Here is a 13679-nt window from a genome sequence, read left to right on the forward strand (position 1 = left end):
ACTGCACGTGAGTTGTGTGCAAAGAATGCACTGTGTGACGAGATTTTTTGCTGTGGGATTTGAACTGATCACAACGAGGTCACTAGGGTCTGGGCTCGAACCTCCGAACGGGTGATCACTCACAAGAAGGAGTTCGTCCTCCGTGGCGTCCCACCGTCGACCCAAGCAGCCGAGTCGCACCCGTGTGACCGTGCTGACCACCGCAGCCGCCGCTGCCGTCGCGCTGAGCGCGAACGCCGCCAACGCCGCCCCCAGCGAGAAGCTGAGCAAGGACGAGGTGAAGGCGAAGGTCGACAAGCTCTACGAGCAGGCCGAGCAGGCGACCGAGAAGTACAACGGCGCCAAGGAGAAGCAGCAGAAGCTGCAGAAGGAAATCTCCACCATCCAGGACAACGTCGCCCGTGGCCAGGAGGAGCTCAACAAGCTGCGCGACGGCCTGGGTTCGCTGGCCACCGCCCAGTACCGCTCCGGCGGCATCGACGCCTCGGTCCAGCTCTTCCTGTCGTCCAACCCGGACGAATACCTCGACAAGGCGTCCACGCTCGACCAGTTGAGCAGCCAACAGGTCGACGCGCTGAAGAAGATCCAGGACAAACAGCGCGAACTGGCCCAGGAGCGGGCGGAGGCCACCGAGAAGCTCAAGGACCTCTCCGCCACCCGCACCGAGCTGGGCAACAAGAAGAAGGAAGTCCAGAGCAAGCTCACCGAGGCGCAGAAGCTCCTGAACTCCCTGACCGCCAAGGAGAAGGCGCAGCTCGCCGAGGAGCAGCAGCGCGCCAACCGCTCCTCCACCGAGCGCGTGGACCTCGGCGACGCCCCGCCCGCCTCCGGTCGCGCCCAGGCGGCCTTCTCCGCCGCCCAGACCCGGCTCGGCTCGCCCTACGTCTACGGCGCCACCGGCCCCTCCTCCTTCGACTGCTCGGGCCTGACCTCCTGGGCCTACGCCCAGGCCGGCGTCTCCATCCCGCGCACCTCCGAGGCGCAGGCGCAGATCGGCACGAGGATCTACAACCAGAGCGACCTCAAGGTCGGCGACCTGGTCTTCTTCTTCAACGACCTGCACCACGTCGGCCTCTACGCGGGCAACGGCCAGATCCTGCACGCCCCGCGCACCGGCACGGTCGTCCGGTACGAGTCCATGACGACCATCGGTGGCCCGTTCATGTTCGGCGTCCGGGTCTGACACCGGCGACACACCGACACGGTGGCGCCCGAACGGGCGAATCACCGGAACGCGAACTGACTCCACGCCCCGCCGTTGACCTGCGTCAGCGGCGGGGCGTCAGTCTGTGTTGACTCCGAGGTCTTTGGTCCGGGCCCGTCCGCACGGCTACTGTCTGCCGCGTTTCCCCGGCGCCGGGGCCTCCCCGTCCCCAGGCGCCGGGGAAACGGTCTGTGTCCGCCAGCAGTTAGGACTGCCGTGGGGTCCCACCGTCGCTTTGCCCCGTCCGGATTCGACCGGGGTGCCGCCGCCCTGTGCGTGCTGTCGGCCGCCGCCGCGCTGGGCGCCGTACCGGCGCAGGCGGCACCGGGCGCCGGCACCCGGGCAGAGGTGGACCGCCTGTACGAGGAGGCCGAGAAGGCGACCCAGGCCTTCGACAAGGCCGACGAGCGCGCCGGCCGGCTGCGCCGGGAGGTCCGGGACGCCCAGGACTACATCGCCCGGCAGCAGCAGCGCGTCAACGACCTGCGGGAGCAGCTCGGTTCGCTGGCCGGCGCCCAGTACCGCTCCGGTGGCATCGACCCGACGGTCGCCCTGCTCTTCTCCGCCGACCCCGACGACTACCTGGACAAGGCGTCCACGCTCGACCGCATCGGCGCCCGGCAGGCCCGCCGGCTGGGGGAGTTGCAGTCGGCGCTGCGCGACCTCGCCCAGGAGCGCGCGGAGGCGGCCGGGAAGCTCGCCGAGCTGGAGAAGAGCCGCAAGGCCGTGGCCGCGCACAAGCGGACCGTGGAGCGGAAGCTGGCCCGGGCCCGGCGGCTGATCAACGCCCTGCCCGCCGCCGACCGCGCGGCCTACGACCGGGCCTCCCGTGACGGCCGCGTCGACCTGCCCGACCTGAGCGGCGTCCCGGCCCCCGACGGCCGCGCCGCGGCGGCCCTGGCCGCCGCCCGCTCCGCCCTCGGCCGGCCCTATGTGTGGGGCGCCAACGGCCCCTCCGGCTTCGACTGTTCCGGCCTGATGCAGTGGGCGTACGGGCACGCCGGGGTCCATCTGCCGCGCACCTCGCAGGAGCAGCGGTTCGCCGGCCGGCAGGTGCCGCTCTCCCAGGCCCGCCCCGGTGACCTGGTCGTCTACCGCTCCGACGCCAGCCATGTGGCGATGTACGCCGGCAACGGCCAGGTCATCCACGCCCCTTATCCCGGCGCTCCGGTGCGCTACGACCCGGTCGGGATGATGCCGGTCTCCTCGGTCACCCGGCCCTGACCGCCCTCCACGCCGTACGATCGGGAAATGGCTGGTCGCGGGCGGGCGTGGGAGATCGGGGCCGTGGGGCTCATCCTGCTGCTGCCGCTGACCGGGTGCGGCGGGCGCACGGTGACCGACTCCGCGCGGGCCGAGGTGCAGCGGGTGCTCGACCGGCGCGCGGCGGCCCTGCTCGGCCACGACGAGACGGCGTACGGCGCGACCGGCACCCGCACCGAGTACACCAGGCTGCGCGCCCTCCCGCTGTCCTCCTGGAGCTACCGGGTCACCGCCGTGCGCCGCACCCCCTCGGGCGCCACCGCCGACGCCGACCTGCGCTACCGCGTCGCCGGCTACGACAAGGCCCCGGTCGACGCCCGCCGCACCCTCACCCTGGGCCGCGCCGCCGACGGCCACTGGTACGTCACCGCAGACGAGCCCGCCCGGAAGGCCGGGCAGCAGTTGTGGGACCAGGGGGCGGTGACCGCCGTCAGGGGCGCGCACAGCCTGGTGCTCGGCGCCGGGGGGTCCGCCGCCGACCTGAGGCCGTACGCGCGGCTGGCCGACCGGGCGGTCCCGGCCGTCTCCGGGGCGTGGGGCCGGGACTGGAGCCGCCGGATCGTCGTCCTCGTCCCCCCGTCCCTGGAGGGCATGGCGGCGCTGCTCGGCTCGCCCGCCGCCGACTACCGGGGCATCGCGGCCGTCACCACGGGCGAGGCGGGCGGCTCCGGCCGGTCGCCGGCGGACCGGGTGCTGGTCAACCCGGAGGCGTACGCCGTGCTCGGGGACGCCGGCAAGCAGGTCGTCCTCACCCACGAGACGACCCATGTCGCCACCCGGGCGGACACCACCGCCGCCACCCCGCTGTGGCTCTCCGAGGGCTACGCCGACTGGATCGGCTATCTGGGCACCGGCCGCACCCCGGCCGAGATCGCGCCGGAACTGTCCCGGGCCGTCCAGGACGGCGAGGTGCCCGACGCGCTCCCCGGCGACGGGGACTTCGCCTTCACCCGCGAGCCGACCCGGCTGGCGCAGGCCTACGAGGGCGGCTGGCTGGCCTGCCGGATGATCGCCGAGCGGTGGGGCACGGACCGGCTCGCCGCCTTCTACCGGGCCGTCGGCGCCCACGGGAAGCGGTCGGGCGCGGTGCGGCAGGCACTGGAGAAGGTGCTCGGGACGACCCCGGAGGAGTTCACCGCGCGCTGGCGGGACTACATCACGAACCGGCTCGGCTGAGCTCGGCGGTCTGCCCGGCGCGGCCCGCTCGATCAGGCACGGCACCCGGCGGCGGACGGCGGCCGTCCGGCTGCCCCCGGCCGCCCGGCCTCAGGAGGACACCGGGGTCCCCGCCGGGCGGGTGGCCTGAGGCGGGAAGGGGGCGGTGGCGCGGGGCGGGGCGGTCGCGCGCCACAGCCGGCGGGCCGCCGTGACCGTGGCCGCGACCAGCAGGCCGTTGCGGACCACCAGGAGCGTGACGCCGTACCAGTCGCTCGTCACCACGTGCGAGAAGCCCAGCGGGAACTCCAGGACCGTCACGAGGGACGCGAGGAGGCAGAGCAGCGCGGGCGGTCCCATGCGGCTCGCCCGGTACGACAGGCACACGGCGGCCAGGCCGATCAGCCACACCAGGTACTGCGGGCTGATCACCCTGCTGGTCACCGTGAACAGCAGGACCGCCGTCAGGGCCGCGTCGGCGAGGGTGTGCGGCGCGAACCGGGTCGCGCGCAGCCGCCACAGCAGCAGCCAGCCGAACGCGGCCCCGGTCAGCGCCAGCGCGGCCGTGCTGACCTGGTCGACGTGCGGGCCCAGGAACTCGATCGAGCCGTAGTTCAGCAGCACCTCGCCCCGCCAGCCGAAGTGCCGGGCCACATGGAAGACCAGGGCGCCCAGCGACTCCACCTCGGTGCCCCGGTCCCGCTGGAAGGTCAGGAACGCGAAGGCGCCCGGCATGGACACCGTGAACAGCAGCGCGAGACCCGCCGCGGTCACCGCCGCCGACGCCCACGCCCGCCGCCGTACGGCACCGACCAGCAGCAGCGCCGGCCACACCTTCAACAGGGCCCCGAGGGCCGTCAGGGCGCCCATCACCCGCGGGTGCCGGGTGCCGGCCAGCAGCGCCGCCACGGCCACCGCGGTCACCATCACGTCGTAGCGGGCGTACACCGTCGGCCCGAGCAGCGGCACGCCCGCCACCCACGCCCAGGCCCCGCGCGGCGACCGGTCCGGCCGTGCGCCCGCGTACCGCAGCAGGGCCAGCACCACGGCGTCGGCGAGGCAGGCCAGCACGAAGAAGGCGTGCGCGTACGACAGGAAGGGCAGGACGCCGGGGGAGAGCACGGGGAGGGCCGCGGCGGGCGGGTACTGCCAGGTCACGTCGTCCAGCGGAAACGTTCCTTGGCGCAGGACCTCGTACCAGCCGCGGTAGATCACCGACACGTCCGAGGTGACGTCCGGGCCGGGGAAGGCGAACACCCGGAACACGAACAGCAGCAGCAGCGCACGGGTGACGGCCCAGGTCGCGAGCAGCCATGCCAGGGACCGCCCGGCACCCTTCGTCTCCACCTGATCCCCCTGCCGTCCGGTTCCCGCGTCGACCGCCGTGCCGTTCGCATCGCTGCGAGCGTCCATGATGTCGTGCACACCTGTGCGCATGCCACAGGCTCGGCCGCGCCCGACCGGGAACGCCCCGTTCGGTAGGGTCGGCGGCGATGCACAAGACCCTGATCGTCACCAACGACTTCCCGCCCCGGCCGGGCGGCATCCAGGCCTTCCTGCACAACATGGCGCTGCGCCTGGACCCGGGCCGGCTGGTCGTCTACGCCTCCACCTGGAAGCGCGGCCGGGAGGGCGCCGAGGCCACCGCCGCCTTCGACGCCGAGCAGCCCTTCACCGTAGTACGCGATCGTACGACCATGCTGCTGCCCACCCCGGGAGCCACCCGGCGGGCGGTCGGGCTGCTCCGTGAGCACGGGTGCGCCTCCGTGTGGTTCGGCGCGGCGGCACCGCTGGGCCTGATGGCGCCGGCGCTGCGGAAGGCCGGCGCCGAACGGCTGGTGGCCACCACCCACGGCCACGAGGCCGGCTGGGCCCAGCTCCCCGCCGCCCGGCAACTGCTGCGCCGGATCGGCGAGTCCACGGACACGATCACCTACCTCGGCGAGTACACCCGCTCCCGGATAGCGACCGCCCTCACGCCCCAGGCGGCCTCGCGGATGGCGCAGCTGCCGCCGGGCGTGGACGAGAAGACCTTCCACCCGGGGTCCGGCGGCGACGAGGTGCGCGCCCGGCTCGGGCTCACCGACCGCCCGGTGGTCGTCTGCGTCTCCCGGCTGGTCCCGCGCAAGGGCCAGGACACCCTGATCCGGGCCATGCCCCGCATCCTGGCCGCCGAGCCGGACACCGTCCTGCTCATCGTCGGCGGCGGACCGTACGAGAAGGACCTGCGCCGCCTCGCCCACGAGACGGGGGTCGCCGGCTCGGTGCGCTTCACGGGCGCCGTGCCCTGGTCCGAGCTGCCCGCGCACTACGGCGCCGGGGACGTCTTCGCCATGCCCTGCCGCACCCGGCGCGGCGGCCTGGACGTGGAGGGCCTCGGCATCGTCTACCTGGAGGCGTCGGCGACCGGCCTGCCGGTCGTCGCGGGCGACTCGGGCGGCGCCCCGGACGCGGTCCTGGACGGCGAGACGGGCTGGGTGGTCCGGGGCGGCTCGGTGGAGCAGACCGCCGAACGGATCGTGGCGCTGCTGGCCGACGCCGAACTGCGCCGCCGCATGGGGGAGCGGGGCCGCCGGTGGGTGGAGGAGCGGTGGCGCTGGGACCTGCTGGCGGAGCGGCTGAAGGCGTTGCTCTGAACCGTGCCCGCACTCTGCCGGCACGGGCCCGGAGCACTGGGCCGGCCCGTACCCCGCGATCAGCGGGAAACCGGGCGGGCGACGTTCTCCTACGGCGCTTTCTCCGGCGGGGCGCGGCCCGGCTGGACCGCCGCCCGGAGCGCCGTCCCCCTCACGGCCCTCGCCGAACGCACCATGGCGCGGGTCCTCGCCGAGGACACCGCGCCATGAGGCACCGATCAGCTCACCGGGCGTGGACCGCCGCCCCTCACTTGGCGTAGATCGCCTCGATCTCGTCCGAGTAGTCCTTCGCCACCACGTTCCGCTTGAGCTTCAGCGACGGGGTGAGGTGGCCCGACTCCTCCGTGAACTGGGACGGCAGGATGCGGAACTTCCGCACCGACTCCGCCTTCGACACCGCGGCGTTGCCGTCGTCCACGGCCGCCTGGACCGCCGCGAGCAGATCCGGGTCGTCCTTCAGCGACGCCGCGGTGGAGCCCGCCGGCTTGCCGTGCTCGGCGCACCAGCGGCCCAGGAACTCCTCGTCGATGGTGACCAGCGCGCCCACGAACGGCCGCCCGTCGCCCACCACCATGCACTCCGCGACCAGCGCGTGCGCCCGGATCCGGTCCTCGATCACCGCCGGGGCCACGTTCTTGCCGCCCGCCGTGACGATGATCTCCTTCTTCCGGCCGGTGATCCGCAGATAGCCGTCCTCGTCGAGGGTGCCGATGTCCCCGGTGTGGAACCAGCCGTCGGCCAGCGCCTCCGCCGTCGCGCCGGGGTTGTTCCAGTACTCCTTGAACAGGTGCTCGCCGTGCAGCAGCACCTCGCCGTCGTCCGCGATCCGCACCACCGAGCCGGGCAGCGGCTGCCCGACCGTGCCGATCTTCTGCCGGTCCCACGGGTTGAACGCGGTCGCCGCGCAGGACTCGGTCAGGCCGTAGCCCTCCAGCACCGTGAAGCCGATGCCCCGGAAGAAGTGCCCGAGCCGCTCGCCCAGCGGGGCGCCGCCGGAGATGGCGTACTCGCCCCGCCCGCCCAGGACCGCGCGCAGCTTGCTGTAGACCAGCTTGTCGAAGACCTTGTGCTTGAGCTTCAGGCCGAACGACGGGCCCGACGGGCTGTCCAGCGCCTTGCTGTAGGCGATCGCGGTGTCCGCCGCCTTGTCGAAGATCGCGCCCTTGCCGTCCGCCTGCGCCTTGGCCCGCGCCGAGTTGTAGACCTTCTCGAACACCCGCGGCACGCCGAGGATCAGCGTCGGCCGGAACGCGGCCAGTTCGTCGGTGAGGTTCTTGATGTCCGGGACGCAGCCCAGCTTGATCGGCGCCATCATCGGCGCCACCTGCACCAGCCGCCCGAAGACGTGCGCGAGCGGCAGGAAGAGCAGGACGGAACACTCACCGGTGCGGAACAGCGGGCGCAGCCGCTCCACGACGTTCCCGCACTCGGCGAAGAAGCTGCGGTGGGTCAGGACACAGCCCTTGGGACGCCCGGTCGTGCCGCTGGTGTAGACGATGGTCGCCGGGTCGTCGGCCTTGGCGAGGGAGCTGCGCTCCTCCACCGTCGCGTCCGACACGTCCTGCCCGAGCCGGCCCAGCTCCGCGACGCCCCCGGCCTCGATCTGCCAGACGTGCTTCAGCGCGGGCAGCGACTCGCGCACCGTCTCCACGGCCGCCACGTGGTTGTCGAGCTCCACGACGCAGGCGGTGGCGCCCGAGTCGGACAGGATCCACTGCACCTGCTCCGGCGAGCTGGTCTCGTACACCGGCACGGTGATCGCGCCCGCGCTCCAGATCGCGAAGTCCAGCAGTGTCCACTCGTAGCGCGTCCGCGACATCAGGCCCACCCGGTCGCCCGGCTGCACGCCGGAGGCGATGAGACCCTTGGCGGCGGCGCGCACCTCGGCCAGGAACTCCCGGGCGGTCACGTCCTGCCAGGCATCCCCCACCTTGCGGGCGATCACGGCGACGTCGGGATGCTGCGCGGCGTTTCTGCGGACGATGTCGGTCAGATTCCCGTCCGCGGGGACCTCGTACAAAGCCGGAAGGCTGAACTCGCGCAAGACTGCTGCTCCTCATAGGGCGCCGGCGCCACGACGTTGTGCGATGCGACGGTGCGGTCCAAGGCTCGGGCAAGTGCTCCGGAACAACATGAGGATTCACATGTTGAAATCCTGAGCACGACTGGACTGCCCGGACGTTACCCGCCGGTATGGCGTCTACGACAGGGGGTCCCGGCGAGATGTTCGCTGCGTCACACACCTGGGTGTTCCTTCGCGCACAGTAGTCCACGGCCGAACCGACCGGCGAGTAACCGCAGGCCGGACCGGCACTGTTCACCTGGACCGCACACGCCTACGCTTGATCGCCATGGCATCCACACGTTCCGGCTCCCGGCGGACGCGCGTCCATGTGGTCAGCGACGTGCACGGCAACGCCCGCGACCTGGCCCGGGCCGGCGACGGTGCCGACGCCCTGGTCTGCCTCGGCGACCTCGTCCTCTTCCTCGACTACGCCGACCACGCGCGCGGGATCTTCCCCGACCTGTTCGGCAAGGAGAACGCCGACCGCATCGTCGAACTGCGCACCGCCCGCCGCTTCGAGGAGGCCCGCGCCTTCGGCGCCCGGCTGTGGGCCGGGATCGGCGCCGACCGGGCCACGGCCATCGAGAAGGCCGTGCGCAAGCAGTACGCCGAGCTGTTCGCCGCGTTCCCCACCCCGACGTACGCCACCTACGGAAACGTCGACATGCCGACGCTCTGGCCGGAGTACGCCGGGCCCGGCACCACCGTCCTCGACGGCCAGCGGGTGGAGATCGGCGGGTGGACCTTCGGCTTCGTCGGCGGCGGCCTGCGCACCCCGATGCGGACCCCGTACGAGATCAGCGACGAGGAGTACGCGGCGAAGATCGAGGCCGTCGGCGAGGTCGACGTCCTGTGCACCCACATCCCGCCGGAGGTGCCCGAACTGGTCTACGACACCGTGGCCCGCCGCTTCGAGCGGGGCAGCCGGGCCCTGCTGGACGCCATCCGCCGCACCCGGCCCCGGTACGCCCTGTTCGGGCACGTGCACCAGCCGCTGGTACGCCGGATGCGGATCGGCGCCACCGAGTGCGTGAACGTGGGGCACTTCGCCGGGACCGGCACGCCCTGGGCACTCGAATGGTGAGGCCCGGCGGGCGCGGTGAAGGCGGCGGGCCGGCGGCGCGGTAGCCTTCACGCTGCACACACGTGCGCAGCCCGGCGCACACGAACCTCTCCCACTTGGCCCGCATCTGGAGGAGCCACGGCGATGGCGGAACACACCAGTTCGAGCATCACGATCGAGGCCGCTCCGGCCGACGTCATGGCGGTGATCGCCGACTTCGCGCGCTACCCGGACTGGACCGGTGAGGTGAAAGAGGCGGACGTGCTCGCCACGGACGAGCGGGGCCGCGCCGAACAGGTCCGCCTCGTCATGGACGCCGGCGCCATCAAGGACGACCAGACCCTCGCCTACACCTGGACCGGCGAGCACGAGGTCTCCTGGACCCTCGTCAAGTCCCAGATGCTGCGTTCCCTCGACGGCTCCTACCTCCTGAAGCCGGCTGGCGCGGGCGCCACCGAGGTCACCTACCAGCTCACGGTCGACGTCAAGATCCCCATGCTGGGCATGATCAAGCGCAAGGCGGAGAAGGTCATCATCGACCGGGCACTGGCGGGTCTGAAGAAGAGGGTCGAGTCGGGGGAGAAGTAGACACCTCCCTCCACCCCCCGCGCACGGCGGTACCGTTCACCGTCATGCGCACCATCCTGATCACGGGCCCCGGCGGCAGCGGTCGTACGACCGTGGCCGCCGCCACCGCGCTCGAAGCCGCCCGCGAGGGCCACCGCACCCTCCTGCTGAGCGCCGACCGCACGGACACCCCCGGCAGCGCCCTGGGCACCGCGACAGGACCGGTCCCCACCGAGGTCGCCCCGCGCCTCAGCGCCTGGCGGCCCGACGCCGCCGAACGCTTCCGCCAGGACCTCACCGCCTTCCAGACCCGCGCCGCGAACGTCCTCGACCTCCTCGGCGCCGCCCGCCTGGACGCCGAGGAGGTCACCCCGCTGCCCGGCGCGGAGGAACTGTCCTTCCTGCGCGCGCTGCGGGACGCGGCCCTGTCCGAGCGGTACGACCTCCTCGTCGTCGACCTCCCGCCCCTCCCGCAGGCCCTCGCCCTGCTCGCCCTGCCCGAGGAACTGCGCCGCTACCTGCGCCGCCTCCTGCCGCCCGAACGGCAGGCCGCCCGCGCCCTGCGCCCGGTCCTCGGCCGGCTCGCCGGCGTCCCCATGCCCGCCGACTGGCTCTACGAGACGGCGGCCCGCTGGGACGTCGAACTGGCCGCCGTCGAGGCCGTCCTCACCGACCGGAACACCGCCGTACGCCTGGTCGCCGAACCCGGCCCGGCCGGCGCCGACGCCGTCCGCACCGCCACCCTCGGCCTCGCCCTGCGCGCCCTGCGCACCGAGTCCCTGATCGCCAACCGCGCCCTGCCCGAGACCGCCCCCGACAGCTGGCTCTCCTCGCTGCTGGCCCAGCAGCGCAAGACGCTCGCCGACTGGCAGGAGTCGTACGACGTCCACCCCGTCCCGCACCTCGGCCACGACCCGCACGGCCCGGACGACCTCACCGCCCTCGCCGTGCCCGGCGTCAACCCGGCGACCACCCCGGTCGGGTGGCCCGTCACCGACCGGCTCGCCGAGGACGGCGTGCTGGTCTGGCACCTCCCGCTGCCCGGCGCGATACGGGACGAGCTGGACCTCATCCGGCGCGGCGACGAACTCCTGATCACCGCGGGCCCGTTCCGCCGGATCGTTCCCCTGCCCTCCGCCCTGCGCCGGTGCACCGTCGCCGGCGCCGGACTCCGGGACGGCGAGCTGTGCATCCGGTTCGCCCCGGACCCGGATCTGTGGCCCGCCGCCGGACGGTGAACGGGCACGCCCGTTCGGGTAACGTCGTAAGGGCGAACCGGAGTCAGGAGCCGCCATGAGCGAAGAGCGTCCCGCACCCGACCCTTCCCCGGAGGAGCCGGCGAAGGCGACCGACGCCGACGCCTGGGCCACGGCCGCCGCCGAGGACCTCGCCGCCGAGCAGGCCCGCCGTCGCGCCGAGTACGGCCGGCCGCCGGGCTCGGCGGCCGAGGAACTGAAGAAGCTCGTGGACACGGTGGCCGACAAGCTGGCCGGCCTCCAGTCACCGCTCCTCGGCGGCCTCGCCGGACCAGCCGCCCAGCAGGTGGTGCGGCAGGTCGTCCAGCAGGCGAAGGCCGCCGTCGAGCCCGTCATGGACCGCAACCCGGACGTCTTCGACCACCTGGCCGCGGCCGGCGGCGAACTGCTCGCCGCCTACCGCTCCGCCGTCCAGGCCCAGGAGCGCCGCTGGACCACCGGCACGGCCGACCCGGCGCGGGACCGGAAGGACCCGCGCGACCCGGGCGAGGGCACCGGCCCAGGAGAACGCATCGACCTGGACTGAAACCCTCGCACGGCAGGGCCTCGGGTACGGTTGGCCGTAGCGGGGCTCGACCGAAACTGAGGGATTCATGGGACTCACCATCGGCGTCGACATCGGCGGCACGAAGATCGCGGCCGGCGTGGTCGACGAGGAAGGCAACATCCTCTCGACCTTCAAGGTGCCGACCCCCACCACGCCCGAGGCCATCGTGGACGCCATCGCCTCGGCGGTGGAGGGCGCGCGCGCCGGGCACGAGATCGTCGGCGTGGGTATCGGCGCGGCCGGTTACGTCAACCGGCAGCGCTCCACGGTGTACTTCGCGCCGAACATCGACTGGCGCAACGAGCCGCTCAAGGAGAAGGTCGAGGCACGCACCGGCCTCCCGGTCGTGGTCGAGAACGACGCCAACGCCGCCGCCTGGGGCGAGTACAAGTTCGGTGCGGGCAAGGGCCACCGCAACGTCATCTGCATCACGCTCGGCACCGGCCTCGGCGGCGGCATCATCATCGGCAACAAGCTGCGCCGCGGCCACTTCGGCGTGGCCGCCGAGTTCGGCCACATCCGGATGGTGCCGGACGGCCTGCTGTGCGGCTGCGGCTCGCAGGGCTGCTGGGAGCAGTACGCCTCCGGCCGTGCCCTGGTCCGCTACGCCAAGCAGCGCGCCAACGCCACCCCGGAGAACGCCGAGCTGCTGCTCTCGCTGGGCGACGGCACCCCGGAGGGCATCGAGGGCAAGCACATCTCCATGGCCGCCCGCCAGGGCGACCCCGTCGCCGTCGACTCCTACCGCGAGCTGGCCCGCTGGGCCGGCGCCGGCCTCGCCGACCTGGCCTCCCTCTTCGACCCGTCCGCCTTCATCGTCGGCGGTGGCCTGTCCGACGAGGGCGAGCTGGTCCTCGACCCCATCCGCAAGTCCTACAAGCGCTGGCTGGTCGGCGGCAACTGGCGTCCGGTCGCCGATGTGATCGCGGCCCAGCTGGGCAACAAGGCGGGCATGGTGGGCGCGGCGGACCTGGCCCGGGAGCCCGACCCGATCATGTAGTGCCCGAAGGGGCGCGGGGAACGGAACGACCAGCCGCAACGATGCCGGCGGTCGCCCACCGTCCTCGCGCCCCGGCCCATGGGGCGTACATTGATCCACATGGCGCTGCTCCCCAACTCCGCAACAGAGCCCGACGGTTCCGCGGTCATCCGCGTCCTGAGCTACAACATCCGCTCGATGCGCGACGACACGGACGCTCTGGCGAGGATCATCACCGCCTGCGCCCCCGACCTGGTCCTCCTCCAGGAGGCCCCCCGCTTCTTCCGCTGGCGCAAGAAGCTGGCGCGGCTCGCCGCGGCCTCCGGCCAGGTCATCCTCACCGGCGGCGCCACGGCGGCGGGACCGGCGATCCTGTGCTCCCTGCGCGCCACCGTCGAGCGCACGGAGGACGTCCTCCTGCCGCTCACCCCCGGCCTCCACCGGCGCGGCTTCGCCACGGCGGTGGTCCGCTTCGGCGCCGCCCGCCTCGGCGTGCTGAGCTGCCATCTGTCGCTCCAGCCGGACGAGCGCCACGAGCAGGGCGGCCTGCTCCTCGACCGCCTCGCCGCACTCGGTGCCGAGCACGCCGTCGCGGGCGGCGACCTCAACGAGGGCCCCGGCGGCCGTACCTTCCGCCGGCTCGCCGAAACCCTCCAGGACTGCCGTGCGACCGCTCCCTGGGGCGGCGAGTTCACCTCCACGCCCGCCCACCCCCACCAGCGCATCGACGCGGTCTTCGCGACCAAGGGCATCGAGGTGCTGGGCTGCGGGGTGCCCCTGGACCAGCCGGGCGTGCGCGAGACGGACCTGAGGGCGGCCACGGACCACCTCCCGGTCCTGGCCGCCCTCAGAATCCCGGCCTGAGCCTCGGGTCGCGGCGTGAGCCCTCGGGTCCTGGCGTGAGCCCCTGGTCCCGGCGTGTGCCTTCCGGCCCCGGTGTGGGC

Annotated in this window: 13 protein-coding genes; 11 read left to right on the forward strand and 2 right to left on the reverse strand. The window is 73.2% G+C overall.

What is annotated here, in order from left to right; genetic code table 11:
* Nucleotides 1-142: 142 nt before the first annotated feature.
* The 3 genes from ACH4LD_RS16360 (at nt 143) to ACH4LD_RS16370 (ending at nt 3643) form a co-directional block, all read left to right on the forward strand.
* Nucleotides 143-1183, forward strand: a complete 1041-nt coding sequence (locus ACH4LD_RS16360; RefSeq protein WP_398058609.1) for an NlpC/P60 family protein — start codon at nt 143-145, stop codon at nt 1181-1183.
* Nucleotides 1184-1420: 237 nt separating this feature from the next.
* A complete protein-coding gene (locus tag ACH4LD_RS16365; RefSeq protein WP_398058608.1) occupies nt 1421-2428 on the forward strand; it encodes an NlpC/P60 family protein in 1008 nt (335 codons plus the stop codon).
* A 27-nt stretch (nt 2429-2455) separates the two neighbouring features.
* Nucleotides 2456-3643: a hypothetical protein gene (locus ACH4LD_RS16370; RefSeq protein ID WP_398058607.1), complete on the forward strand. Its 1188-nt coding sequence runs from the start codon at nt 2456-2458 to the stop codon at nt 3641-3643.
* Between the two features lie 90 nt (nt 3644-3733).
* Here ACH4LD_RS16370 and ACH4LD_RS16375 read toward each other — a convergent pair whose 3' ends face one another.
* Nucleotides 3734-4969, reverse strand: coding sequence for a glycosyltransferase 87 family protein (locus ACH4LD_RS16375; RefSeq protein ID WP_398058621.1), 1236 nt, complete (start codon nt 4967-4969; stop codon nt 3734-3736).
* A 146-nt stretch (nt 4970-5115) separates the two neighbouring features.
* On the opposite strand from ACH4LD_RS16375, the gene ACH4LD_RS16380 reads away from it, so the two are divergent.
* Both ACH4LD_RS16380 and ACH4LD_RS16385 read left to right on the forward strand, forming a co-directional pair.
* Nucleotides 5116-6258 carry a glycosyltransferase family 4 protein gene (locus tag ACH4LD_RS16380; RefSeq protein WP_398058606.1) on the forward strand — a complete coding sequence of 381 codons (1143 nt, stop codon included), beginning with the start codon at nt 5116-5118 and terminating at the stop codon, nt 6256-6258.
* Nucleotides 6259-6261: 3 nt separating this feature from the next.
* On the forward strand, nt 6262-6468 hold the full coding sequence (locus ACH4LD_RS16385) for a hypothetical protein (RefSeq protein ID WP_398058605.1): 207 nt from the start codon (nt 6262-6264) through the stop codon (nt 6466-6468).
* A gap of 37 nt (nt 6469-6505) precedes the next feature.
* Here ACH4LD_RS16385 and ACH4LD_RS16390 read toward each other — a convergent pair whose 3' ends face one another.
* Entirely contained in the window at nt 6506-8302 is a 1797-nt protein-coding gene (locus ACH4LD_RS16390; protein ID WP_398058604.1) for an AMP-dependent synthetase/ligase, read from the reverse strand.
* Between the two features lie 307 nt (nt 8303-8609).
* Between ACH4LD_RS16390 and ACH4LD_RS16395 the strand changes: the two genes are divergently transcribed.
* From ACH4LD_RS16395 to ACH4LD_RS16420, 6 genes are all read left to right on the forward strand, one after another.
* Nucleotides 8610-9407 (forward strand): metallophosphoesterase, encoded by a 798-nt coding sequence (locus ACH4LD_RS16395; protein WP_398058603.1) that lies wholly within the window; start codon nt 8610-8612, stop codon nt 9405-9407.
* Nucleotides 9408-9530: 123 nt separating this feature from the next.
* Nucleotides 9531-9974, forward strand: coding sequence for an SRPBCC family protein (locus ACH4LD_RS16400; RefSeq protein WP_132783843.1), 444 nt, complete (start codon nt 9531-9533; stop codon nt 9972-9974).
* Nucleotides 9975-10018: 44 nt separating this feature from the next.
* Complete coding sequence (locus ACH4LD_RS16405) at nt 10019-11191, forward strand: ArsA family ATPase (protein ID WP_398058602.1); 1173 nt, start codon at nt 10019-10021, stop codon at nt 11189-11191.
* Between the two features lie 55 nt (nt 11192-11246).
* Nucleotides 11247-11735, forward strand: coding sequence for a DUF5304 domain-containing protein (locus ACH4LD_RS16410; protein ID WP_132783845.1), 489 nt, complete (start codon nt 11247-11249; stop codon nt 11733-11735).
* Nucleotides 11736-11802: 67 nt separating this feature from the next.
* Nucleotides 11803-12756 (forward strand): ROK family glucokinase, encoded by a 954-nt coding sequence (locus tag ACH4LD_RS16415; protein WP_014672213.1) that lies wholly within the window; start codon nt 11803-11805, stop codon nt 12754-12756.
* 99 nt (nt 12757-12855) lie between these two features.
* Nucleotides 12856-13599, forward strand: a complete 744-nt coding sequence (locus ACH4LD_RS16420; RefSeq protein WP_398058600.1) for an endonuclease/exonuclease/phosphatase family protein — start codon at nt 12856-12858, stop codon at nt 13597-13599.
* The last annotated feature ends 80 nt before the right edge of the window (nt 13600-13679 follow it).

This window comes from Streptomyces sp. NPDC017676 (assembly GCF_044329325.1).
Lineage (GTDB): Bacteria > Actinomycetota > Actinomycetes > Streptomycetales > Streptomycetaceae > Streptomyces.